17 protein-coding genes are annotated in these 24,849 nt (G+C 72.6%); 7 read left to right on the forward strand and 10 right to left on the reverse strand.

Features of this window, described 5'->3' with window-relative positions; translation table 11 throughout:
• Positions 1 to 21: 21 nt before the first annotated feature.
• Entirely contained in the window at positions 22 to 2,424 is a 2,403-nt protein-coding gene (locus ACWCQM_RS24250) for a glycoside hydrolase family 9 protein (RefSeq protein WP_450917249.1), read from the reverse strand.
• 645 nt (positions 2,425 to 3,069) lie between these two features.
• Here ACWCQM_RS24250 and ACWCQM_RS24255 point away from each other — a divergent pair.
• Together ACWCQM_RS24255 and helR are read left to right on the forward strand one after the other, a co-directional pair.
• Positions 3,070 to 4,317, forward strand: coding sequence for a glycosyltransferase (locus tag ACWCQM_RS24255; RefSeq protein ID WP_450917250.1), 1,248 nt, complete (start codon positions 3,070 to 3,072; stop codon positions 4,315 to 4,317).
• Positions 4,318 to 4,391: 74 nt separating this feature from the next.
• On the forward strand, positions 4,392 to 6,539 hold the full coding sequence (helR, locus tag ACWCQM_RS24260) for an RNA polymerase recycling motor ATPase HelR (RefSeq protein ID WP_450917251.1): 2,148 nt from the start codon (positions 4,392 to 4,394) through the stop codon (positions 6,537 to 6,539).
• Here the strand turns inward: helR and ACWCQM_RS24265 are convergent.
• The 4 genes from ACWCQM_RS24265 to ACWCQM_RS24280 all read right to left on the reverse strand — a co-directional run bounded on the left by ACWCQM_RS24265 (position 6,526) and on the right by ACWCQM_RS24280 (position 10,898).
• On the reverse strand, positions 6,526 to 7,332 hold the full coding sequence (locus tag ACWCQM_RS24265; protein ID WP_450917252.1) for an HpcH/HpaI aldolase/citrate lyase family protein: 807 nt from the start codon (positions 7,330 to 7,332) through the stop codon (positions 6,526 to 6,528). The two genes, helR and ACWCQM_RS24265, sit on opposite strands and share 14 nt — an antisense overlap.
• On the reverse strand, positions 7,329 to 8,201 hold the full coding sequence (locus ACWCQM_RS24270; protein ID WP_450917253.1) for a hypothetical protein: 873 nt from the start codon (positions 8,199 to 8,201) through the stop codon (positions 7,329 to 7,331). Before ACWCQM_RS24270 ends, ACWCQM_RS24265 begins: the two co-directional genes overlap by 4 nt.
• Before the next feature lie 20 nt (positions 8,202 to 8,221).
• A complete protein-coding gene (locus tag ACWCQM_RS24275) occupies positions 8,222 to 9,595 on the reverse strand; it encodes an MFS transporter (protein ID WP_450917254.1) in 1,374 nt (457 codons plus the stop codon).
• Positions 9,596 to 9,944: 349 nt separating this feature from the next.
• Positions 9,945 to 10,898 carry a LysR family transcriptional regulator gene (locus tag ACWCQM_RS24280; RefSeq protein WP_450917255.1) on the reverse strand — a complete coding sequence of 318 codons (954 nt, stop codon included), beginning with the start codon at positions 10,896 to 10,898 and terminating at the stop codon, positions 9,945 to 9,947.
• A 128-nt stretch (positions 10,899 to 11,026) separates the two neighbouring features.
• Between ACWCQM_RS24280 and ACWCQM_RS24285 the strand changes: the two genes are divergently transcribed.
• The 3 genes from ACWCQM_RS24285 to ACWCQM_RS24295 all read left to right on the forward strand — a co-directional run bounded on the left by ACWCQM_RS24285 (position 11,027) and on the right by ACWCQM_RS24295 (position 15,492).
• Positions 11,027 to 12,235: a CaiB/BaiF CoA transferase family protein gene (locus ACWCQM_RS24285; RefSeq protein ID WP_450917256.1), complete on the forward strand. Its 1,209-nt coding sequence runs from the start codon at positions 11,027 to 11,029 to the stop codon at positions 12,233 to 12,235.
• A 45-nt stretch (positions 12,236 to 12,280) separates the two neighbouring features.
• Positions 12,281 to 13,447 carry an acyl-CoA dehydrogenase family protein gene (locus ACWCQM_RS24290; protein WP_450917257.1) on the forward strand — a complete coding sequence of 389 codons (1,167 nt, stop codon included), beginning with the start codon at positions 12,281 to 12,283 and terminating at the stop codon, positions 13,445 to 13,447.
• A 479-nt stretch (positions 13,448 to 13,926) separates the two neighbouring features.
• The gene (locus ACWCQM_RS24295; RefSeq protein ID WP_450917258.1) at positions 13,927 to 15,492 is read left to right on the forward strand and encodes a pectate lyase family protein; all 1,566 of its coding nucleotides are present in this window, start codon (positions 13,927 to 13,929) and stop codon (positions 15,490 to 15,492) included.
• Positions 15,493 to 15,644: 152 nt separating this feature from the next.
• On the opposite strand, the gene ACWCQM_RS24300 is transcribed toward ACWCQM_RS24295, so the two are convergent.
• The 5 genes from ACWCQM_RS24300 to ACWCQM_RS24320 all read right to left on the reverse strand — a co-directional run bounded on the left by ACWCQM_RS24300 (position 15,645) and on the right by ACWCQM_RS24320 (position 22,362).
• On the reverse strand, positions 15,645 to 17,168 hold the full coding sequence (locus ACWCQM_RS24300; RefSeq protein ID WP_450917259.1) for a helix-turn-helix domain-containing protein: 1,524 nt from the start codon (positions 17,166 to 17,168) through the stop codon (positions 15,645 to 15,647).
• A 5-nt stretch (positions 17,169 to 17,173) separates the two neighbouring features.
• Positions 17,174 to 18,289, reverse strand: coding sequence for an S-methyl thiohydantoin desulfurase domain-containing protein (locus ACWCQM_RS24305; RefSeq protein ID WP_450917260.1), 1,116 nt, complete (start codon positions 18,287 to 18,289; stop codon positions 17,174 to 17,176).
• A 10-nt stretch (positions 18,290 to 18,299) separates the two neighbouring features.
• A complete protein-coding gene (locus ACWCQM_RS24310; RefSeq protein WP_450917261.1) occupies positions 18,300 to 19,379 on the reverse strand; it encodes a DUF917 domain-containing protein in 1,080 nt (359 codons plus the stop codon).
• Positions 19,372 to 20,934: a hydantoinase/oxoprolinase N-terminal domain-containing protein gene (locus tag ACWCQM_RS24315; protein ID WP_450917262.1), complete on the reverse strand. Its 1,563-nt coding sequence runs from the start codon at positions 20,932 to 20,934 to the stop codon at positions 19,372 to 19,374. The genes ACWCQM_RS24310 and ACWCQM_RS24315 overlap by 8 nt, the downstream gene beginning before the upstream one ends.
• Positions 20,935 to 21,012: 78 nt before the next feature.
• Entirely contained in the window at positions 21,013 to 22,362 is a 1,350-nt protein-coding gene (locus ACWCQM_RS24320; protein WP_450917263.1) for a purine-cytosine permease family protein, read from the reverse strand.
• Between the two features lie 328 nt (positions 22,363 to 22,690).
• On the opposite strand from ACWCQM_RS24320, the gene ACWCQM_RS24325 reads away from it, so the two are divergent.
• A complete protein-coding gene (locus tag ACWCQM_RS24325; protein WP_450917264.1) occupies positions 22,691 to 23,410 on the forward strand; it encodes an aspartate/glutamate racemase family protein in 720 nt (239 codons plus the stop codon).
• Positions 23,411 to 23,456: 46 nt separating this feature from the next.
• Positions 23,457 to 24,683: a cysteine desulfurase-like protein gene (locus ACWCQM_RS24330; protein WP_450917265.1), complete on the forward strand. Its 1,227-nt coding sequence runs from the start codon at positions 23,457 to 23,459 to the stop codon at positions 24,681 to 24,683.
• Positions 24,684 to 24,849 lie beyond the last annotated feature (166 nt).

Here is a 24,849-nt window from a genome sequence, read left to right on the forward strand (position 1 = left end):
CGCCCCGCACGGTTCGGGCCGTCAGGAGCAGCTGACGCCGTTCAGGGTGAACCCGGTGGGCGCGGAACCGGGTGTCCCCGATCCCTGGAAGCCGAACGAGGCCGAACCGCCGGGCGGGATCTTTCCGTTGTGACCGGCGTTGGTGGCGGTCACGACGGCTCCGGACTGGGTGGCGGTGGCGTTCCAGGCACTGGCCACCTTCTCGGAACCGCTGAAGGTCCAGGCGAGTCGCCAGCCGTCCACGGATGTGCTGCCGGTGTTCTTGACGGTCACATCGGCGGTGAACCCGCTGCCCCACGACGAGCCGACCTTGTAGGCCACCGAGCAGGCGGCACCGGCGGACGGAGTCGGCGTGGGCGTGGGCGTGGGTGTCGGAGTCGGCGTGGGAGTCGGGGTCGGGGTCGGGGAGGGGGACTCACCGGGGTCGCCGTCGGGCAGCTCACCCCACTGCTGTGACGTTCCGTCCAGCAGCACCACCCTCGGCGCGTCGACCGGGGTGGAGCCCGGTGTCGTCGGCAGGCCCGCGTACGACCAGTCGTTCGACGGGTCCCAGGCGCCCGAGGAGGCGACCCGGAACTGCACCTCCTTGCGGTAGGCCGACTGCCCGGCCGGGGCGATCACGGTGTTCGAGCAGTCCACGCTGATGTAGTAGACATCCCCCTCGTACCGCTGGGCGCCGGAGGCCGTGCCGCACTGGTTGTAGTTGGTGGTCACTGTGATGTCCGCCGGCTGGACCCCGGGCTCCAGGGTGAAGTAGTAGCGCAGTGAGGCCCTGGTCAGCGGCCTGGCCGGCCAGGCCGACTTGTTGACCAGGTACGCCTTGATCTCGGTGAAGTTCGCCCCGGACGCGTTCACCGACGCCTGGGCCAGCACCTCGGGCCCGTCCGGTGACTCGGCCTGGGGGAACGAGGCGAGCGGGGCACCGCCGTACTCGGCGTACAGCCTGGCGAGCGCGCCGGTGAAGGCGGCGTTGTAGTCGGTGGCGACCTCGTTGTTGACGAAGTTCTGCCGGTCGTCGGTGTAGGAGTCGTCCGCCGCGCCCGGTCCGCCGACGAGCGCGCCGTACAGGACATGGCGGGTCTCGACGGGGTTCGTCATCTGGTCGGTCCACGACCCGTGCGCGGTCCGGTGGTGCGGCTTGGTGGGCGGGGTGGCGCCGAAGCCGACGACATAGCTGGCCTTGCGCGGGTTGTCCCCGAGGGCGTAGTTGATCTGGCGCACCGCGAAGTCGTGGTAGCGGGCCTTGCGGGTCGCGTCACCGGTGAGCCAGTCGCTGTAGGAGAGCGCGGCGAAGGCCGTGTTGGCCGCGTAACGCAGCGATCCCCAGGAGTCCAGCACGGCCTGGCCGCCGGGGGAGTACGCCACCTTGGCGCCGTTCACCCCGGTCGTCCACCAGTCGAGCCAGCGGTTGGAGTCGTCGATGTACCTCTGCTTCCCGGTGAGCTTGGCGAGCATCACGTACGAGCCGTACGAGGTGTCGTCCCAGGAGAGCGTCCACCGGTAGGAGCGGGTGGAGGTCTGCGGCTCCGTCGACAGGCCGTCGTAGTACGTCTCGGCCTTGGCCAGGTAGGACGCGTCACCGGTGGCCTTGTGGAGCCAGATCGCGCCCCACACCAGCTCGTCCTGGTAGCCGCTCCAGGAGTTGTAGTACGACTTCGCGTCGGTGATGCAGTCGCTGTACTTGCCGCGGTAGGTGTCGGCGAACGAGTAGAGCTGCTTCGCATGGGTGAGAAGCTTCGCCGCGTACGCCGGATCGTCGTCGGTGAAGAGCATCGAGGAGGATGCCATCGCGGCGGCCGTCTGCCCGGCCAGGTCGGTGCCGGGGCAGGAGGCGTCGATCTTGTAGGCGGGCCGGGCCATGGACATCACTTCGGCGGGGCCCCACCACTTGTGGTCGTCGCCGCCGTTGCCGACCTGCCCGTAGAGCACGTTGGCGGAGGGGTGGGCCTTGATGAAGTAGTCGTTGACGAAGCGCAGGTTGTCCTTCAGGCGAGCCAGCTGCCCGGACGCGGCGTAGGCGTCCTTCTGCTCGATACCTCCCCAGGCGAGGACCGTGGCGCTGTAGGCCATCGGCAGGCCGAACTTCACGTGGTCGCCGGCGTCGTACCAGCCGCCGGTCAGATCGAGCCCGACATCCTTGCCGTCGTCCATGCCGGAGTCGCCGCGCCAGGAGACACGGTTGTCCTCGGGAAGCTCGCCCGAGCGCTGGGCCTCGTAGAAGAAGAGCGACTTCTGCAGGGCCTCGCCGTAGGCGAACGCCGGGGCCGCCTGGGCAGGGCCGGCGGCCAGTGGCGTGAGTCCGGCGGCGAGCAGCGCGGCCACGCCGGCGAGGGTGACTCCCAGGCGGGAGCGGGCGGTGGTGCCCGGCGGGGAGTGGCGGGATGTCGATCTGTGGAACGCGCGGGGGAGGGAGGGCAGTCGCAACGGATCGTCCTTCGGTGCGGCGGGCGGCGTGTGGAGCCCGTCGTCGTACCGGACCGGCGGAAGACATGCCGGACCGGGCCGACGGGGCGGTGGTGCGGCTCGTGCGGGAGTGCGGCGTGCGCGGGTGCTGAACGGTGCGGTGTGCGGCTCGTGCGACGGGGCCGGTGCGGGGTGGCACCGGCCCACACGGAAGCGTCGGCAGCCCGGAGCGACGTCCGGCGCGACGGGCGTGGGAGCGCTTCCACGGACGTGCTCATGAAGCCAGCGCGGGCCCGCCCTGTCAACGGTGCGCGTAGGGAGAAGGGGGATTTCGCGGGGGCGGGGCACCCTTGGCCGGAGCTCGGCGGGCGTGGTTCGAGCGGGCCCCAGGGCGGCGGGCCAGGGGGTGAACGGGCCTTCGGGCGAAGGCGGTCGGCCGCCGGGCGTCCGGGAGGCAGGCGGGTTCCGGCGCACGCGGCAGCGGCCGGGAGCTTCGTGGATTCGTGGGGAGGAGGCCCGTCCGGGAGGGACGAGGAGAGGGGGAAGGAGGAGTACCCACTCCTTTCCACTCCCAAGGTATAGCGCAACGGGGGGCTTGCGGCAAGGCCCCCGTGGTGCCGCAGAATCGGCGGCCGAACCGTCGTCCAGGGGAATCGAGAATCACGAGTGCGTGTGTTGCTGATGGCCTACGGGTCACGCGGGGACGTCGAACCGATGGTGGGATTCGCGCTGCGTCTGCGGGAGTCCGGGTGGGACGTGCGGGTGTGCGCACCGCCGGACTTCGAGGGACTGCTGGACGCGGTCGGTCTCCCGCTGGTGCCGGTATGGCGGCCGTTGCGGCCGATGGTCCAGGGGGAGGTGAGCGGGACGGCCCCGCTGCCGCCCGAGGACCTGCCCCGGCGGGCGGCGGCGCTGACCGCCTCGGCCTACGAAGCGGTCGCCTCGGCGGCCGACGGGTGCGACGCGATCGTGGCGACCGGCCTGATCCCGGCCGGAGCGGGAGCGCGTTCGGTCGCCGAGAAGCTGGGCATCCCCTACGTCTGGGCGGCCTTCTTCCCGACGTACCTGCCGTCCCCGCACCACCCGCCGCTCGCCTTCGCGGGCCGGCCCTTCCCGCCCGGCGCCACCGGCAACCAGGACCTGTGGGACCTGGACGCCGAGAACATGAACGCGATGTTCGGCGAGGGCGTCAACAGCCACCGGGCATCGGTCGGCCAGCCCCCGGTGGACGACGTCCGCGCCCATGTCCTCACCGACAGGCCGTGGCTGGCGGCCGATCCGGTCCTGGCCCCGTGGAAGGAGCCCGCCGGCCTCGACGTCGTACAGACCGGCGCGTGGTTCCGGCCGGAGCCGCTGCCGCTGCCGGACGACGTGGAGGCGTTCCTCGACGCCGGGACACCGCCCGTGTACGTGGGCTTCGGCAGCATGCCCGTGCGCGATCCGGAGGAGGTCGCCAGGGTGGCCGTCGAGGCCGTCCGCGCCCAGGGCCGCCGGGTCATCCTCTCCGGCGGCTGGGCGGACCTGGCCCTGGCCGACGGGCAGGAGGACTGCTTCGTCGTCGGCGAGGCCGACCAGGCCTCGCTCTTCCCCCGGCTGGCCGCGGTCGTGCACCACGGCGGCGCGGGTACGACGACGGCGGCGGCCCGCGCCGGAACGCCCCAGGTGGTGATCCCTCAGATCGCCGACCAGCCCTACTGGGCGGACCGGGTCGTCGCACTGGGCATCGGCGCCGCCCACGACGGTCAGGCGCCGACCTTCGCATCCCTGTCCGCCGCACTCGCGACCGCCCTCGACCCAGGGGCCCGTGAGCGAGCCGCCGCCGTGGCGAAGACGGTCCTCAGGGACGGCACGTCCACGGCCGCGCGCCTGCTGGCCGGGGCGATCGTCCCGGAACGGCCGGCGGCGTCCGCCTGAACCGCGGCCACGTCCGCCCCCACGCCGCGCCGCACCCCATGGCCGTACGGCGATCCCGACCCGGAGCTGATGCTGTGACCCCCCTGACCACCCGTGTGTTCGACCTCCCCGACCGTCTCGCCTCCAAAGCCGCACCGGAACTGATCGCCGGCGACGAGCAGCACTTCGCGGCCGTCGCCCAGTGCCTCGACCAGCTGATCGCCGAACTGTCCGACCGCCTCGACGCCGAGCGCAGGGCGCCCGGGGTCGTCGGCCGGCAGGCCATGGACCGGGACGCGGAGATCTACCGGCTGACCGCCAGGCTGCGCACCCTGCGGCGCTTCGGCCTGGACCTCTGCCTCGGGCACATGGCCGGCGCGGACGGCTCCGAGCCCCTGTACGTCGGCCGCCTCGGCCTCACGGACAGCACGGGCCGCAGGCTGCTGCTCGACTGGCGCTCCCCGGCGGCCGAGCCGTTCTTCGGGGCCACCCACGCCAACCCGATGGGCCTGGCGAGCCGCCGGAGATACCGGTGGAACGGGGGCCGGATCAGCGACTACTGGGACGAGGTGTTCACCCCCGAGGGCGTCGCCGGCCACGCCGCCCTCGACGACCAGTCCGCTTTCATCGCCAGCCTGGGCAGCAACCGCTCCGCGAAGATGCGCGACGTGCTCGGCACCATCCAGGCCGACCAGGACGCCATCATCCGCGCGGGAGCCAAGGGCGCGCTCGTCGTCGACGGCGGTCCCGGCACGGGGAAGACCGTCGTCGCCCTGCACCGCTCCGCCTATCTCCTGCACTCCGACCCGCAGCTCGGACACCGCAGGGGCGGTGTGCTGTTCGTCGGTCCGCACCAGCCCTATCTGGGTTACGTCGCCGATGTCCTGCCCAGCCTCGGGGAGGACGGCGTACAGACCTGCACGCTGCGGGATCTCGTCGCCGAGGGGGCGGCGGCGACGGCCGAGACCGATCCGGAGGTGGCCCGGCTGAAGTCGTCCGCGCGTCTGGTGAAGGCGGTCGAGAAGGCCGTCAGGTTCTACGAGGAGCCGCCGGCCCGGGGGACGAGGGTCGAGACCCACTGGTCCGACATCTGGCTGAGCGCGGCCGACTGGGCCGTGGCGTTCGAGGCCGCGGACCCCGGCACCCCGCACAACGAGGCGCGCGACCAGGTCTGGGAGGAACTGCTCACGATCCTGACCGAGAAGCACGAAGGCGACGTGTCCGAGGACCAGCTCCGCGGGTCCCTGCGGCGGAACAGGGACCTTCTGACCGCCTTCGACCGGGCGTGGCCGCTGATCGAGGCCGCCGACCTCGTCGGTGACCTGTGGTCCGTGCCCGCCTACCTGCGCACCTGCGCTCCCTGGCTCGACCGCGACGAGGTGGCGCTGCTGCAACGCGAGGAGCCCCAGGCCTGGACGGTGTCCGACCTGCCGATCCTGGACGCGGCACGGCAGCGGCTCGGAGATCCGGAGGCGTCACGGCGCAGGCGCCGGCACGAGGCGTCCCTCGCCGCCGAACGCGCGCACATGGCCGAGGTCATCGACGTCCTGCTCGAAGCCGACGCCGACGGGGAGGGCGCTGTGACGATGCTGCGCGGCAAGGACCTCCAGGACACCCTGGCCGAGGGGTCCGTGCCGCTCGGCACCGAACCGGACCTGCTCGCGGGACCGTTCGCCCATGTCGTCGTGGACGAGGCACAGGAGCTGAGCGACGCGGAATGGCAGATGCTGCTGCTCAGATGCCCCTCCCGGAGCTTCACGATCGTCGGGGACCGTGCCCAGGCGCGGCACGGCTTCACCGAGTCGTGGCAAGAGCGTCTCGAACGGGTCGGGCTCGACCGGATCAGCCTGGCGTCGCTCGGCATCAACTACCGCACGCCACAGGAGATCATGGCGGAGGCCGAGCCGGTCATCAGGGCCGTGCTCCCGGACGCCAACGTGCCGGCCTCCGTCCGCAGCAGCGGCCTCCCCGTCGTCCGCGGGGCGGCCTCGGACCTCGCGGCGGTCCTCGAAAGCCGGCTCGCGGCGCACCCCGACGGGATCGCGTGCGTCATCGGCGATCCCGCCTTCGAGGAGACGTCCCGTGTCCGGTCGCTGGCCCCGGAGCTGTCGAAGGGGCTCGAATTCGACCTGGTCGTCCTCGTCGACCCGCAGACGTTCGGCGAGGGCGTCGAAGGGGCGGTCGACCGCTATGTCGCGATGACCAGGGCGACCCAGGAGCTCGTCATCCTCACGAGCTCCTGACCGGGGCCCCCGAAAGGACCCTGCGGGCACGCTCCAGGACCGGCTTGTCGACCATGTGACCGTCCACCGTCGTGACCGAGTCCCCGGCCTCCAGGACGGCCCGTGCCCAGCGCAGTTCCTCCTCGGTGGGGGCGAAGCCGGACGCGACCGGGGCGATCTGCGCGGGGTGGACGCACAGCTTGGCCGAGAATCCCAGCCGCCGGGCGTGGGCGGTGTCCGCGGCCAGGGCCTCCAGGTCGCGTACGGCGGTGGTGACACCGTCCACCGGGGGGCTGATACCGGCCGCCGCCGAGGCGAGGACGACCCGGGAGCGGGCGTGGGCCAGGGCGAGCGTGTCGTCGTGGGCCACGCCGAGCTGCGCGGAGAGGTCCACATTGCCGAACGCGGCGCGCACGACGCCCGGTGCGGAGCACACCTCGTACGCCCGCTCGGCGCCCAGCGCCGTCTCGATCAGTGCGATCAGCGCGCAGTCGGCGGCGATCCGGCCGAGGACCGCCGGGTCCTCGGCCTTCGGCACCATCACCGGGCAGCCGTGGCGGGCGGCCATCCGCAGGTCGGCCTCGAACCACGGGGTGCCCGGCGCGTTGACGCGTACGACGGTACGGGTGCCGAGCCCCGCCCAGCCGGCGGCGGACCGGCGCGCCCGCTCCTTGTCCTCGGCGGCGACAGCGTCCTCCAGGTCGATGACGACCAGGTCGGCGCCGGAACCGGCGGCCTTGCCGAAGCGGTCGGGGCGGTCGCCCGGGACGAAGAGCAGGGTGCGGGCCGCCGCGATCTCGTCGTGCGTGGTCATGCGAAGGTCACCTCGGCGGTGGCGTGGAGGGCGTCGCGGTGGGTGGCGGTGCGCAGGCGCGCGCCCGCGCCGTCGGGGGCGCCCTCGGCGAGGAGGTGCTCGCCGGAGAACGCGGGCTTCCGCAGCCGGAAGGAGAGCTCGCCGACCTGCCGGCCCGGCGCCTCGCGGCGGACCACGTCCAGCATCAGCAGGGCGAGCAGCGGGCCGTGGACGACGAGCCCCGGATATCCCTCCGTGCCGCGGCAGTACGGGGCGTCGTAGTGGATGCGGTGCGCGTTGGCGGTGAGGGCGCTCAGCCGGAACAGCAGCGTGGGGTCCGGCCGGAGGCGCAGCCGCCAGGGCTCCCGGGTGTCCGGGGCGGTGGCGTCGTCGATGGTGTCCGGGTGCCGCGCGCCGCCGCCGCGGCCGGACCGGTAGACGATGTCCTGCTCCTCCACCACGCGGGTCCGCCCCGCCTGGCGGAACTCCAGACGCTCCGTCACGAACAGCAGCTCCCCGCTGCGGCCGTGCTTCGGCGTCACCGCCGCCAGGCTGCTGACGCGCTCGGCGGGCTCGCCCAGGCGCAGCGGCTCGACGATCCGGCAGCGGCCTCCGGCGAACATGCGCTGACGGTCGGGGAGCGGCGGCAGGAAGCGCGCGTCGCGCAGATGCCCGTCGGGGCCCAGCTCCCGCTGCGCCGGCCAGTGCAGGAAGTGGAACCACTGCCAGAGCGGGGGCAGCGGATCGCCTTCGCGCGCGGCGGGCGCGGGAAGGTCCAGCAGGGCCGACACCGCGGCGGCGGGGCCCGGGTCCATCGGATCGACGGCGGTGACGGGCTCGGGGTGCCAGTCCTCGACGTAGGAGCTCAGGGGTGGGGTGGCGGGCTGCATGACGGATCGGGCCTCCTGGTTCAGACGAGCGGTGCGGTCTTCGGCCGCTGCGGGGCGAGGGGCGCGTCCGCGGTGTCCAGCTGGGAGTCACGGGACGGTTCGCGCACGAGCAGGGTGGCCAGGAAGGTGAGGCCGACACATCCGGTGACGTACCAGAAGAAGAGGTTCTCCTGGCCGGCGTCCTTCAGGGCGAGCGCGATCGGCTCGGTGAGGCCGCCGAAGGTGGCGGTGACCAGGGCGTGCGGCAGGCCGACACCCAGGGCCCGGACCTTGGTGGGGAACATCTCGGCCTTGATGATGGCGGCCAGCGCCGAGTAGCCCGTGACGAAGGTCAGGGCCACCACCATCAGGAGGAAGGCGATCCAGGGGCTGCTGGTGCGGCCGAGCAGGGTCATGAGCGGCACGGTGAGGAGCATGCAGCCGCCGGAGAAGGCGAACATGACGGGCCGACGGCCGATGCGGTCGGACAGCGCACCCACGGCCGGCTGCATCAGCATGTAGACGAACAGCGCCGCGAAGCCGATCAGGGTGACCGTCGCCTTCGGGATACCGGCGGTGTTCACCAGGTACTTCTGGAGGTACGTCGTGTACGTGTAGAAGGCGACCGTGCCGCCGATGGCGAGGCCGAAGACCGCCAGGAGCTGGCGCGGGTACTCGGCGAACAGCGCGACGAGGCCCTTGCGTTCGCGCTCCTCGGGCCGCTGGGCCGCGGTGCGCGCCCGCTCCTGCTCGAAGTGCTCCGACTCCTCCATCGTGCGGCGCAGATACATCACGACCAGCCCGGCCACGGCGCCGATCACGAAGGGGATGCGCCATCCCCAGCCGTGCAGCTGGTCCTCGGTGAGGACGTTCTGCAGGACGATCGCCACGAGCAGGGCGGCGAGCTGGCCCAGCACGATCGAGACGTACTGGAAGCTGGAGTAGAAGCCGCGCCGTCCCGCTGGGGCGACCTCGGAGAGGTAGGAGGCGCTGGAGCCGAACTCGCCGCCCACGGAGAGGCCCTGGGCGAGCCGGGCCAGGACCAGCAGGGCCGGGGCCCAGAGGCCGATGGCGTCGTGGCCCGGGGCGAACGCGATGGTCAGGGAGCCGGCGCTCATCAGCGTGACCGAGAGGGTCAGAGCGCTGCGCCGGCCGAAGCGGTCGGCGTACGCGCCGAGCAGCCAGCCGCCGAGGGGACGCATGAAGAAGCCGACGGCGAAGACGACGGCGGTGGAGAGCAGCTGGGCCGTCTGGTCGCCCTCGGGGAAGAACACGGACGCGAAGTAGATGCTGAACGTGGCGTAGGCGAACCAGTCGTACCACTCGACGAGGTTGCCCAGACAGCCGCGTACGACGTTGGCGGTGACACGGGAACGGCCGGGCGAGGGCGGGGCAGGGGTGCGGCTCTGCGGCATGGGGAAGCTCCGTTGCTTTCGTCGCCCAGGGATGCTGCGGCTCGGGCGGTCCCTCCGGAACGGGACGGCGGGGGCGGCCGGGTGGGGGTACGGCCCCGCGCCGGGGGGTCCTGGCGGGAGGGGTGGTGCGATTGCCCGGTGCCGCGCCGCCCTCGGCGGCTCCGTGGGCGCGGCGGCTCAAGTGCCACACATCATGAGTGGTGATGGAGTCGAATGAACAATAGAAATCCGTGATGCCCGCATGATGGGTCCGCATGACCGGCGCCGGACCCCGCCCCGGCGCGCGGGACGGCTCCGCCTCAGTCGAGGAACGCCCTGAGTGCCGTGTGCGGCGTCCGTGTGCCGGGCCTCAGGCGTCCGGGGCCCGCTCGCTCGGCGCGTGCAGCTCCGCCGAGGGCCACCGCCCCTGCGCGACGGCCATGCCGACCGCCCGGACCAGCTCACGGGCGACGACCTCGACGGCCGGGGGCACGCGCCCGTAGCGCGGGGTGCCCAGGACGATCGACCGCCATACGTCGGGTTCGCAGAGCGGCGCCGCGCTCAGCGTGCCGTTCGCGACGTCCTCGGCGATGCCGACGCCGGGCAGGACCGTCCAGCCGTGCCCGGCCAGCACGAGCTGCTTCTGCACGGGCATCGAGTTGGTCTGCGCCGCGATGTCCATCGCGCTTCCGGCCCGCGCCGCCGCCGCGTCGATCAGCGTGCGCAGGGCGTGGCCGGCGGCGGGCATCACCAGGGGGTGCGCCGCCACCTCCGCGAAGGGGACCGGGCGGTCGGCGCACAGCCCGGCCGCCGCCGGGGCCACCGCCCACAGGCGCTCCCGCACCAGCGGCCGGGCGTTGAGGGAGGGGCCGCTGTCCAGGTTGTACAGCAGGGTGAGGTCCAGGTCGCCGTCGTCCAGCCACTGCTGGAGATGGCCGGAATACCCCGTCATCAGGCGCAGTTCCACGCCCGGATGAGCCGCGCCGACGGCCGACACCAGGGGCTCGGCGAGCAGTTCGCTCGTGCTCTCCAGCAGGCCCACCGTGACGATGCCCGTGACCTCACCCGGGCGGGGCTGCACCTCGGCGCGCGCCCGCTCCAGCTCGTTCAGGGCCCGGCGCGCCCGGTCGACCATGATCTCGCCGGCCTCGGTGGGCCGCATGCCCTGCCGGGTGCGCTGGAAGAGGGCGACGCCGAGCTCCTCCTCCAGGGTGCGGATCTGCCGCGTCACGGCGGGCTGCACCAGGTGCAGCAGCTCGGCGGCGCGCGTCACGCTGCCCACCTCGGCGACGGTGATGAGCGCCTTGAGCTGCTTCACGTCCATGGCGCGTCCCCTTCCCGGCATCCACGGCCCGCATGGAGCCATCATGGATTGTTATTTCCCTTGCCTTCATATGAGTGCCCATGATGGTACTCCCGCTCGGGACACCCACACCTTCCGGAGGACCACGCATGGCCGAGAACTCAGCGTCCGCCGACGCCCTGCCGCTTTCCGGCATCACGGTCGTGAGCATCGAGCAGGCGGTGGCCGCCCCCTTCGCCACCCGCCAGCTCGCCGATCTCGGGGCCCGTGTGATCAAGGTGGAGCGCCCGGGCGGCGGTGACTTCGCCCGCCGTTACGACACCACCGTGCAGGGCGAGTCCAGCTACTTCGTCTGGCTGAACCGCTCCAAGGAATCGGTGACCCTCGACCTGAAGTCCGAGCAGGGCCGGGCGATCCTGGAGGAACTCCTGGCCCAGGCCGACGTGTTCGTGCAGAACCTCGCACCCGGCGCCGCCGCGCGCATGGGCCTGGGCGCCGACGACCTGGCCGAGCGGTTCCCCACGCTGATCCCCTGCTCGGTCACCGGCTACGGCTCGACCGGGCCGTGGGCCGACCGCAAGGCGTACGACCTGCTGGTGCAGTGCCAGACCGGCCTGGTCTCGCTGACCGGCAGCGCGCAGGAGGCGGCGCGGGTCGGGGTCTCCGTCGCCGACATCGCCGCCGGGATGTACGCCTACAGCGGCATCCTCACCGCGCTGTTCACCCGGGCGACCCGCGGCACCGTACGCGCGGTGGAGGTCTCGCTCTTCGAGGCCCTGGCCGAATGGATGAGCCAGCCCGCCTACTACACGGCGTACAGCGGCTCCCAGCCGCCCAGGGTCGGCACCCGGCACGCCACCATCGCCCCGTACGGCACCTACACCGCGGCCGACGGCAAGGACGTCCTGCTCTCCGTGCAGAACGAACGCGAATGGGCGGCCCTGTGCGAGCGGTTCCTCGGCGCCCCCGGCCTCACCGGTGACCCGCGCTTCGCCAGTGGATCGGCTCGGGTGAGCCACCGGCAGGAACTCGACGCGGTGCTGGCCGAGCGGATCGGGGCGTCGGACAGCGACGCGGTGATGAAGGCGCTCGACGCGATCGGCATCGCCAACGCCCCGGTCAACGACGTGAAGCAGTTCCTGGAGCACCCCGTGCTGGCAGGCCGCGACCGCTGGCGCGAGGTGCCGCTCCCCGGCGGCGGGACCATGACGGCCCTGCTGCCGCCGGTCGACCTGGCCGGGACCGCCCCGCGCATGGGCGCCGTACCGGCCCTCGGCGAACACACCGCAACGGTTCTGGAGCAGCTCGGTCACCCGTCCGACCGGATCGACGCCCTGCGGGCCGACGGCGCGATCTGACCCCCCCGACACCCGAGCAGGACCGCGCCAAGGAGGCCGCCCCACATGAGCACCCTCGACATCCTGTCCGAGGACGAGCAGTTCATCGTCAGCACGGTGCACGACTTCGTCGACAAGGACATCAAGCCGGTCGCGCAGGAACTCGACCACACCAACACCTATCCCGAGGCCCTCATCGAGAAGATGAAGGAACTCGGCATCTTCGGCCTCGCGGTCCCCGAGGAGTACGGGGGCACACCGGTGTCGACCCCCTGCTACGTCCTCATCACCGAGGAGCTGGCCCGGGGCTGGATGAGCCTGGCCGGCGCCATGGGCGGCCACACCGTCGTCGCCAAGCTGCTGCTGCGCTTCGGCACCGAGGAGCAGAAGCGGCGCTACCTGCCGAGGGTGGCCACCGGGGAGGTCAGGGCGACCATGGCCCTGACCGAGCCGGGCGGCGGCTCGGACCTCCAGGCCATGCGCACCGTCGCCCGCAGGGACGGGGACGCGTACGTCGTCGACGGAGCCAAGACCTGGATCACCAACTCGCGCCGGTCGCAGCTGATCGCGCTGCTGTGCAAGACGGACCCGCAGGCGTCCCCCGCGCACCGGGGGATCTCCATCCTGCTCGTCGAGCACGGACCCGGACTGACCGTCTCCCGCGATCTGCCCAAGCTGGGCTACAAGGGGGTGGAGAGCTGCGAGCTGTCCTTCGAGGGCTACAGGGCGCCGGCCGACGCCGTGCTCGGCGGGGTCGAGGGGCATGGTTTCGGCCAGATGATGAAGGGCCTGGAGACCGGCCGCCTTCAGGTCGCCGCCCGCGCGCTCGGCGTCGGCCGGGCCGCGCTGGAGGACTCCCTCGCCTACGCCCAGGAGCGGGAGTCGTTCGGCAAGCCGATCTGGAAGCACCAGTCCGTCGGCAACTACCTCGCCGACATGGCCACCTCGCTCACGGCGGCCCGCCAGCTCACCCTGTACGCCGCCCGCGAGGCGGACGCCGGACGCCGGGTGGACATGGAGGCCGGCATGGCCAAGCTGTTCGCCTCCGAGACGGCCATGCAGATCGCCCTCAACGCCGTACGCATCCACGGCGGTTACGGCTACTCGACCGAGTTCGACGTGGAGCGCTACTTCCGTGACGCCCCGCTGATGATCGTCGGCGAGGGCACCAACGAGATCCAGCGCAACGTCATCGCGAGCCAGCTGGTCAAGCGAGGAGGGCTCGACGCGTGAGCGTCGCCGGTGTCGTCCCGCAGCGTGCCGAGGAGTTCATGACCCGAAAGGGCTGACCCCCGAGCCGCCCCCCATTCCGGGACGCCTCTCCGCAAAACCACCCGTCAGAAAGGGTCAACTGCCCTTTTCCGGCGGGTGGTTGCTCGTGCTTCCCGAATCTTTCTTACGTGTCATGAACCTTGTCAGCTCGCCCGGGGCCGATCTATTGTCGCGGACAGAAAGCGCTTTCCCCCTTCCTGAACGCCGTTCCGGTGGAAGCGTCCGACGCGGTGGCTCCCGTGGCGGTCGCGCATGAGCCGCCACCGGTCCGGCACAGGGCTTCACCAGGGAAGCCGGCTCGCCGCACCACGCATGGCACACGTCATCGCGCGGCCGACGCCGGCGGCCTCGCACGTCCGGGCAGCGGTGCGTTCGTTGCCCGATCGCATTCAGCGGCACCACCCAGCATGCGAAGACGAATGACGAATGGGGACACGAACATGAGACGACCAGTCGCACGGCGGCTTCTCGCGGCCACGGCCACCCTGGCCATGGCGGGAGCCACCGCAGTCGTTCTGACGATGCCCGAGGCATCGGCGGCGGTGAGCGGAAGCGCCACCGGTTACGCGACGCAGAACGGCGGGACCACCGGAGGTGCGGGCGGCCAGACCGTGCGGGCCACCACCGGGACCGCGATCCACACGGCCCTGTGCACCCGGGCCAGCAGCAGCACTCCGATCACCATCGAGGTCGAGGGCACGATCAACCACGCCAACACCGCCAAGGTGTCGGGCGACAGCTGCAACACCGCGGCCGGGGTGATCGAGCTCAAGCAGGTCAGCAACATCACGATCGTCGGCGTCGGCAGCGGCGCCGTCTTCGACCAGCTGGGCATCCACATCCGTGAGTCCAGCAACATCATCATCCAGAACGTGACCGTCAAGAACGTCAAGAAGTCGGGCTCGCCCACCTCCAACGGCGGTGACGCCATCGGCATGGAGAGCGACGTCCGCAACGTCTGGGTCGACCACACGACCCTGGAGGCGTCCGGCGGTGAGTCGGAGGGCTACGACGGCCTCTTCGACATGAAGGACAACACGCAGTACGTGACCCTGTCCTACAGCACCCTGCGCAACTCCGGGCGTGGCGGCCTCGTCGGGTCCAGCGAGACGGAGCTCTCCAACGGCTTCATCACGTACCACCACAACCTGTACGAGAACATCGACTCCCGTGCGCCCCTGCTGCGCGGCGGGATCGCCCACATGTACAACAACTACTACGTGAAGCTCAACGAGTCCGGCATCAACTCCCGGGCCGGGGCGAAGGCCAAGGTCGACAACAACTACTTCAAGGACTCCAAGGACGTCCTGGGTACGTTCTACACGGACGCGGCCGGATACTGGCAGGTCAGCGGCAACACGTTCGACAACGTGACCTGGTCGGCCCGCGGCACCGACAACAACCCCGCCGGCCCGAACCCCACGTCCAACACCAGCGTCAGCATCCCCTACCCCTTCGCGCTCGACGCCACGAACTGCGTGCCCTCCGTCGTGGCCGCGACCGCCGGCGCCAACAAGGGGCTGAAGGTCTCGGACGGCAGCTGCTCGCCGCAGACGCCGAGCCCGACGCCGACCACGCCCAACCCCACCACCCCCACGCCCGACCCCACCACGCCGACGCCGGACCCGACCACGCCGAGCGGGACCAACCTCAGCATCGGTGCGGGCGCCGACGGCACCAGCAAGGCCGACGGGACGAGCTACGGCAACGTGCGCGACGGTGACCTGAGCACCTTCTGGTCCCCGGCGGGCTCGACCGGGTCCGTCTCCGTCAAGTGGGGCACCGCCACCTCCGTATCGAAGATCAACATCCGGGAGGCCTCGGGTTCCACCGGCGCCATCGGCTCCTGGCGGGTCCTCAACGGTGACACCGGTGCCGTCCTGAAGTCCGGCAGCGGCGCGGGCACCATCTCGTTCACCGCGACGTCGCTCAAGAAGATCACTTTCGAGATCACCGGATCGACGGGGACCCCGAAGGTCGCCGAGTTCGAGACGTACGCCGGATAACGGCGTGGTCCCGGCGTCCGTCCGGGACCGTTGATCCCCGGAGTTCCGGGGACCGGAAAGCGGGAGGCAGCGGCCGGGACCGCGGCCCGCTGCCCATCGCCCGCAACGGGGGCCGTCCGCCGACGGCCCCCGTTCCCGTGCCACGGCCCGCTTCAGAGCGCCCGGCAGGCCATCTGCAGGGCCAGGCGGCGGCTCGGATCGTCGAGGTCGACGCCCAGCCGCTCCCTGACCTGGCGCAGCCGCGCCGACACGGTGTTGCGGTGCAGACCCAGGGCCCGCGCGGTGCCCGTCGCGGAACCGCCGTTCTCCAGGAACACCCGCAAGGTGGTCAGCAGATGGGCCTGGTCGGGGGAGCGCAGCGGCGCGAGGGCCGTCTCCGCGAAGGCACGGGTGACATCGGACTGTTGCCAGGTCGCCAGCAGACGGCTCACGCCGAGCTCGTCCGTGTGCTCGACGGCCGGGCGGAACTCCCTGGCCCGGGCCAGCTGGGCCGCGTTGTTCGCCTCGTCGAGCGTGTCCGCCAGACCGCCGGGTCCCTGGTGGGGCCAGCCGATGCCCGCCACCAGCCGTCCGCGCGAGGGGAGTTCGGCGAGCGCGCGGCGCACGAGGCGCAGCAGACGGCGCGGGTCGTCCGGGGCGGGCCGCCGCACGCTGCTCGTCCAGGCCGCCCAGGCGCCCTCGTGCTCGGCGACGGTCTGCGCGTCGAGGCCGTGCCGCGAGAGTGCGGCGGTCAGTTCGGCGGCGTCGGTGCCGGGCGGACCCGGGCCGTCGGCCAGGACGCGGAGCCCGACATGCCAGTCCTCCAGCCGCCAGCCGAGGGCGACGGCCCGCTCGACCACCCCTCGGCTGACGGTGGCACCACCGGCGAGGACCTCCTCCAGCAGCCGCAGGCGCGCGGCGGAGTCGTGGTCCGCCCTGGTGCGTGCCGCACCGAGCCAGGACCGGACGAAGGGTTCCAGGACCGCCAGACCCAGCGCGACCGTGTCGGTCCGCGCCCGGTCGGCACGGTCGTACGGCCAGACCAGCCAGGCGCCGACAGGGGCGGGGCGTGACGGCTCGTCACCGCCGGACGGATGGACGGGGTGGGCCACCAGACGCGCGGTGCGCTGCGGAACGGCCAGCTCCGCGCGCAGGGTTCCGAGCAGCGGCACGGGGTCCCCGAGGATCACACTGCCGTCCGGGGTGAGCAGGCTGATGTCCGCCGCGAGCACATCATGCGCCGCCGCCAGCAGGTCGGGGCCCTGCGTACGGGTGCCCAGCCGGCGCACCAGGGTCTCCACGGCGCGGGCCCGCAGGACCTCGGGCGCGCGGACGCGGAGGGTGAGGTCGAGCGCCAGCCTGAACGGGTCCTCGGTCACCGCCCACAGCACCGGGATGCGCAGCCGGTCCGCGAGACGGATCGCGGAGAGCGGCGGCCTGTCCGCGCTGGTCGTCATGACGCACAGCGCGGCGGCCCCGGCCTCCTGCGACCGGCGGACGAGCGAGTCCAGGCGGTAGGCGGGGGTGGTGTCACCCGCGTCGCAGACCACCAGATGCCCGGCCACGTCGAAGGGGGTGGTCCGGTGCGACGTCACATCGGTGACCGGGCGTTCCAGGCCGGCGTGCCCCGCGAGGGTCCGCGCGCCGTTCAGCAGGGGGTCGGCGAGCAGGTCGGCCACCGTGGGTCCCGCCGTCACGGCCGTCACCTTCCCCGCCCCGCGTCCGCGTGGCCGCGCGGACGCGGAGGTTCCATGTCCAGATCGAGTCCGAAGGCGGCGGGCCCGACGAGCGCGGCACCGGCGTCGGGCCAGTCGTAGAGGGCGGGCAGACGGACCAGCGTCAGGTCCTGGCCCGTACGGATCTGGTCGGAGCGCAGGGTGTGGCGCCCGCTCGGATCGACGGCCGCGATGATCTGCGGGCTCGCGGCACGTACGACCCCGTCCACCGTCACCGCCAGGAACTCGTCGAGCAGGTCCACGCGCACCACCGCGCCGCTGCCCCGGTCGATGAGTGTGACCGTGCCCGGCAGCTGTCCGTGACGCGGAACGATCTCCTCGGCACGGCCCGCGGCCAGCAGATCCCCGCCGAGCGCGGCCGCGAGCCCCTGAGGGGTGAGACCGGGGTCCTCGACGGCCGCGCGGAACCGGCCGCCCAGCTCCAGGCAGGCGCTGACCGATCCGCCCACCCCGATCCGGGCGAGCCGCCCCGCCTCCACGGGGTGGACGGCCATCGCGGCGGCTCCGCCGAGGGCGAGCACGTTCGCCCGCAGCAGGGGTTCCGCGAGCCTGGGGGAGCACCGGGGTACCACGACGGTGTCGCCGCCGGGGCCCACCAGCACGAGGGGCTGCGGGGCCAGGCCGTGCAGGGCGGCCACCGTCTGGTCGATGCGGGGGAAGGCACGCCCCATCAGGTCGCCGTCCACGAGCGGCAGCCCGGTGCGACAGGCGGCCAGCGCGGCGACGACGGCGTTGAGGCCGCCGATCTCCAGCACCCCCACGGCACCGGCCGGGGCACCGGCCGCTTCGGCCGCCGTACGCACGGCGGCGGCGAAGTCGTCCGGGTTGACGAGCCGTTCCGCGAGCACGTCCGGGGCGCCGACGAGGCCGACGTGCACCACGAGGGCGCCGGGAGGCAGCGCCGCCGCCGGTACGTACGGAAGGGGAGCCCCGGCGAGCAGCCGCCGCAGCAGCAGTGCTCCGGTGCCGACCTCGCCACCGCCGCCGGAGCCGAGCAGGGTGGCTCCGGCGGCCAGATCGCCCACCTGGTCCGCGGACAGCCGGTGCGGGGCGGGGCCGGGGGATGAGGGGTGCGGCGTCACCCTTCGATCATCACACTTCGACGGCCGGCAGCGGCACGTACGCGTGCTCGTACCCGAAATAGCCGGGTCCCGCCAGGGCGAGTCCCTCGGGGGTGCGCCAGCGCGGGTCGCAGGGCACGCCGAGGACGCTGACCCGCAGGCCGTACCGGAGGGTCTCGGTGGTGACCGGCTCCCCGGTGTCGGTGTCCAGGACACAGATCAGGTCGGGCACGCTGACGACGACCTCGCCGTCGCGGGTGGCCACGAGATTCTCGTTCTGGAAGGAGAGCTCCAGGGCCGATCCCGCGTCCCCGGCCAGACCGGCGAGCCGGGCGGAGCCCCGGGCGAAGCCTCCGCTGGTGCTGCGGAGGACGTCGCCGACCTTGCCGGTGAAGACCAGGTGCCCGCCGAGAACCTCCGCCGCCGCGGCGACGGGGTCGGCGTGCCCCTCGCGCGCCTCGCGGATGGCGCGGCCGATCCGCTCGCACAGGGTCATCGTGCCGGGCACCATCAGATCCTTGACCTGCCGTCCCGTCAGGACGTACAGGCTGACCGCCGCGCTGCACCCCATCTCCACGGTCGAGGCGCGGGCGAGGCGTTCGGCCCAGGCGTTGTCGGGCGTACGCAGGCTCACGGCGTTGCCCCGCTCGTCGGCGAGGGCCATCGGGGACGCCTTCACCCCGCCGAGGGTCGGCAGCAGCATCTGGAGCTCGGGGAAGGCACGGCCCATGCCGTCGGCGTCGATCAGCGGGATGCCCGCCTCGGCCGCGGCGACGAACGGGGTCATGGAGTTCAGGCCGCCCGCCTCGATGGACACCGTGTGGGTGGCCTTCCGGCCGAGGAGGTCCTCGATGGCGCGCATCGCGTTCAGGACCTCGTCGCCGGCGGGCAGCTTCTCCAGCATCACGGTGGGCGCGCCCATGAAGGCCGTGGGGATGACCAGGGCGTCGTCCTCGATCTCGTCCACGTCCAGGAGGGTGACCGGCCCGTGGACGGCGAGCGCCTGCTGGGCGAGGAGCCTGCCGACGAAGGGGTCCCCGCCGCCGCCGGTGCCGAGGACGGCGGCGCCGCGCGCCAGGTCGGGCAGGTTCTCGGCAGTGATCTCACGCATCGTGGCCTCCCAGGCTCAGTTCTCCGACAGCCTTGACCCGGATGCGCGCGGCGTTGCCGGGAAGGTAGGCGAGCGGTACTTCCTCCACGTCGACGATCTCCACCGACGCGGGGCGCGCGCCGGCCGCGACGGCGCGGTCGACGGCCTCCTGGCGGGCCTCGTCGAGGACGGCGTCCCGCTGCTGCGGCGTGACCGAGTAGACCCGGTCGACCTCACCGCCCACCTGGGCGATCGCCGCGCCGATGGCGTTGGCCACGGCGAAGTGGTCGGGCCGCACGACGTGCGAGGCTCCCGCGAGGTCCTCGGGCACCAGGATGCTGCCGCCGCCGACGGCGACGACGGGCACCGGTTCGGCGGAGGCGCGCATCCGGTCGACGACCTCGGCGAGCCGGTCGTCGATGACCCGGAGCGCGGCGTCGACCGTCGAGCGGTCCAGGTGCGCGACGAGCGACGGATCGCCGACCTCGGCGCGGCCCGCGGCCACCGCGATGTCGGTGGCGGTCAGCCTGGCGCCACCGAAGACGAGCGCCTCCTCGGTGAGCCGGTAGCCGACGCTGGCGGGGCCGACGGCCGCCCCGGACGGCCCGTCGAGCACATGGCTGCCACCGCCGATGCCGATCGACAGCACGTCGGGCATGCGGAAGTTGGTCTGCACACCGGCCACGGTGACGTCGGTGGACGCCTCGCGGGGGAAGCCGTTGCGCAGGATGCCGACGTCACTGGTGGTGCCGCCGATGTCGACGACCGCGCAGGAACGCAGCCTGGACAGGAAGGCCGCGCCCCGCATGGAGTTGGTCGGGCCGGACGCGAACGTCGCCACGGGATAGCGGCGGGCGTAGTCGACGTCCATCAGCGTGCCGTCGTTCTGGCTGAGGAAGACCGGGGCGGTGATGCCCGCCTCGGCGACCGTACGGCTCAGCCCGGTGGCCACCTGGTCGGCCAGGTCCCGCAGGGCCGCGTTGATGACGGTGGCGTTCTCCCTGCCCAGGAGGCCCATGCGGCCGATCTCGTGCGACAGGCTGACCGGAGCGCCCGGCAGCTGCTCGGCGATGATCTCCGCGGCACGGGTCTCGAACTCGGCGTTCACCGGGGAGAACACCGAGGACAGCGCGAACGAGGTCGCCCCTGCGTCGGCGGCCTTGGCCAGGACGTCCCGGAACTCCCGCTCGTCGAACGGGGCGATGGGGCTGCCGTCGTACTCGTGGCCACCGTGGCAGAGATAGCTGTGGCCGCCGATCGCGGTGGTCAGCCGGGTGGGCCAGTCCACCAGCGGCGGCAGGGCGCGGGTGGCGGGGAGGCCGAAGCGGATGGCGGCGGTCTGCGCCAGCCGCTCGCCCTCCACCAGCGCGTTGATGAAGTGGGTGGTGCCGATCATCACCGCGTGCACGGCGGCCGGGTCGAAGCCCGTGGTCTGCCGCAGATCGCGGATGGCGGCGACGATGCCGCCCGTGACGTCGGCGGTGGTGGACGCCTTCACGGCGCCCAGCACCTGTTCGCCGTCGACGAGCACGGCGTCCGTATTGGTGCCGCCCACGTCGATGCCCAGTCGGAGCATGTGGGTTGTCCTTTCTCGTTGTGCCCGGCCGGTCAGGGCCGCGCGGGCCCGGCCGGCCGGGTGCGGCCGGCCGTGTCGTCAGGCGGTCCGGGGCTCGGCGGCGCCGGGCACGGGGGCCGGCTCCCCATCGTCGGTCGCGGCGGTGCCGGTCCCGCGGATCAGGCCGAGGCGCGCCGCCGCGGCGTAGAGCACGAAGGCCACGACCACCGAGTTGATCGAGGGCAGACCCCAGTCCACGTACTTGCCGACGACAGCGGCCACGGCCCAGATGCCGAGCGATGCCGGGACCCAGGAGGGCGCGCTCGGCGGGAGGGAGCCCGAGGGACGGCTCTCGTCGAGCGGGGCGCGGAACACCCGGGAGACGAAGTACTCGGCGACCATGATCCCGGCGATCGGCGGGAAGAGGACACCCAGCAGATTGAGGAAACCGGTGAAGCTGTCGAGCACTCCCGCCGCGCCGAGCAAGGAGCCGGTGACGCCCACGACCACCGTGACGGCGGCGCGGCTCACCTTCCTGCCGAAGGCCTGCCGGACGAAGTTGACCACGCCGAGGGAGGCCGCGTAGAGGTTCCAGTCGTTCACCTTGATGGTGGCCGCGACGATGATGAGGGTCCCGAGGAAGCCCGATGTGGACGTGACGATCGCGATCACGTCGTTGGTGCGCAGCGCGAGGGCGAGCAGCACGCCGATCAGCCCGATCACGTACTCGCCGACCGATATGCCCACGACCGTCTGCTTGACCACGTCGCCCTGGGTGCGGTTGAAGCGGCTCATGTCCGGGGTGATCACCGCGCCCACGATGAAGCCGCCCGCGACGATGGTGGTGCCCTGGAGCAGCGAGAGCGGCGGCCCCGCGGGCTGCGCGGAGGTCAGCGCGCCGAGGTCGTGCTTGCCCAGCTCCACGGCGATGGACCAGCCGGCCATCAGCAGGAAGGCCGGCACGGTGATGTAGGCGGCCCAGGCCATCGACCCGACGCCGTAGACGACGATCGCGGTGATGACCAGTCCGCAGATCAGGGACCAGGCCCAGCCGGGCAGGCCGCCCACGAGGTCGACGAGCCCCTCCGCGGAGACGGCGTTCTGGATGCCGAACCAGCCGATGGCGCTGATGCTGATCGCCAGCCCGATCAGCGAGGCGCCGCCGGTGCCGAATCCGGTCCAGCGGGCGAGCAGCGAGGTGGACATGCCCTCCCGCTGCCCGGCGATGCCGGTGAAGATCGTCAGGACCTCCAGGACGACCGCGCCCAGCGTGATGGCCAGTACGGCGTTCCAGAAGGTCATGCCGAAGCCGAGGGTGGCGCCGATGAGGAAACTGGCCAGGGTGCTGAGCTGGCCGAAGCGCTGGGTCGCCACCGAGAACCAGTGGTACCGGGCGCCCGAGGGGACGCGGGCCAGCGCGTAGTCGTCGTGTCCTGCGGATGACGCCATGAGCACTCCAGGGGACGTGTAGCAGCGGTTCCGGTGAGGTTATGGCTGCCGGTCCACCCGGTCACGGTGCGATGTGCACAGGAAGTGGGGGAGAGGAGTGCACTGTGCACCGCAGAGATCAGGCCATGTGAGCCAGGGGACCCGTGCGAGCGATGAGCGCCCCGAGGGACAGGAGAGCCGCGACGTGGGGGCCGGGCGCGTCACTGTGCACTGCGCACTCCCGTGCCGCCCCGACAGGGCGCCGCGCACCTTGTGAGGGCGCCGCCACCGGGCGCAGCCTGCTCGGAAAGCTTGCTCGGAAAGCTGTCCGTCCTCACCTGGAGGTCCTGTGAAGCTCACGGTCGTGCTCCCCGTCATCACCGACACGTTCACCGAGGAGGTCCGCAAGGAGGTGGCGGCCTGGGCATCGCCCGGTACGGAGATCGACGTACGCCGTATCGCGCGCGGCACCGACTCCATCGAGTCCGAGTACGACGAGGCACTCGCCGGCCCCGGCATCCTCGACGCCGTCCGTGAGGCCGCCGAGGACGGAGCGGACGCCGTCTTCGTCAGCTGCTTCGCCGACCCCGCCGTGCGCGCAGCCAGGGAGATCGTGGACATTCCCGTGGTCGGCGGGTTCGAGCCCGCCGTCCTCACGGCCCTCTCGCTCGGCGAGCGCGCGGGCGTGATCACCGTGCTGCCGAACGTCCTGCCGATGCTGCACGGACTCGTACGGCGGCACGGTCTGACGGAGCGGATCGGCTCGATCCGGTCCGTGGACATCCCCGTCCTGGACCTCGGTCCCGGCGAGCGGCTGCTGGACGCCCTGACCGCACAGGCCAGGGCCGCGGTCGACGCGGGCGAGGCCGATGTGATCGTGCTCGGCTGCACCGGGATGCTGGGCGTGAGCAGCGCGCTCCAGGAGCGGCTCGCCCAGGGTGGTCCCTTCGTGCCGGTCGTCGACCCGACCGGCGCTGCCATCATGAGCCTGGAGTCCCTGGTGCGGCTCGGGGTGCGCCCGAGCCGCGTCAGCTACCTGCCGCCCAGGGCGAAGGAGCGCGTCGGCTGATCCCCGCCGCTCCGGCCGCCCGCCCCATCCCCCTTCGGAGTGCCCCTTGAGCAGTGAGACCAACGAGACCGGCGCGACCCTCGATGTGCAGGCGATCCGTTCCTGCTTCCCCGCGCTGAAAGCGGGCACCGCCCGTTTCGACGCCCCCGGAGGCACACAGACGCCCCAGCAGGTGATCGACGCCATCAGCGAGGCCCTCACCCGTCCGCTCGCCAACCGGGGGGCGCTCACGGAGGGCGCCCGCAACGCCGAGGCGATCGTCGTCGGAGCGCGCCGGGCCCTGGCCGATCTGCTCGGTTCGGAGCCGGAGGCCGTGGTGTTCGGCCGCAGTGCCACCCAGCTCGTCTACGACCTGGCGCGCACCATGGCCAAGGACTGGGGCCCGGGTGACGAGGTGGTGGTCTCCCGGCTCGACCACGACTCGAACATCCGGCCCTGGGCGCAGGCGGCGGAGGCGGTGGGCGCGACCGTCCGCATGGCCGACTTCGACCCCGCCACGGGCGAGCTGGGCACCGGGCACATCGAGGCCGTGCTGTCCGCGCGCACCCGGCTGGTCGCTGTCACGGCCGCCTCCAACCTCATCGGCACCTGCCCGGACATACCCGCCGTCGCGGACCTGGTGCACCGGGCCGGCGCGCTCCTCCACGTCGACGCGGTGCACTACGCCTCGCACGCCACGGTCGACATGGCCCGGCTCGGCGCGGACACCCTGGTCTGCTCGCCGTACAAATTCCTCGGACCGCATCTCGGTGTGCTGACGGGCCGCCGGGACCTGCTCCTCAGTCTGCGGCCGGACAAACTCCTGCCCTCCAGCGACGAGGTGCCCGAACGTTTCGAACTGGGCACGCTGCCCTACGAACTGCTGGCCGGGGCGACGGCGGCGGTGGACTTCCTCGCCGGTCTCACCCCCGGCGCGGGCAGCCGGCGGGAGGCCCTGGTCCGCGCGTTCACGGCGCTCACCGCACACGAGGACCGGCTGAGCGCCCGCATCGAGAAGGGCCTGGCGTCGCTGGACGGCGTCACGGTGTACTCCCGGGCGGCGCGGCGCACCCCGACCACCCTGTTCACGGTGGCCGGGAAGCAGCCGGGCGAGGTCTCCCGCCTCCTCGCCGAGCGCGGTGTGGACGCCCCCTCCGGATCGTTCTACGCACTGGAGGCGTCCCGGCGGCTCGGCCTCGGCGAGGAGGGCGGCGTACGCGTCGGTCTCGCGCCGTACACGAGCGACGAGGACATCGACCGGCTCCTCGACGCGCTCGACGGGTCGCGCGCCTGACGCAGCGTCAAGAACCGGTGCGGGGCGGCCCGACGCACTCGACGAGTCGCGCCTTACGCAGCGTCAAGAACCGGTGCGGGGCGGCCTTCACGGGCCCCGCGCCGGTTCCTGACGGCCTCGGTCCCGCCGGGCCTCGGAGGTCCCGCCCCTGGGGTCCCGCCGCCCG

The sequence above is a fragment of the Streptomyces sp. NPDC002125 genome (genome assembly GCF_053593715.1).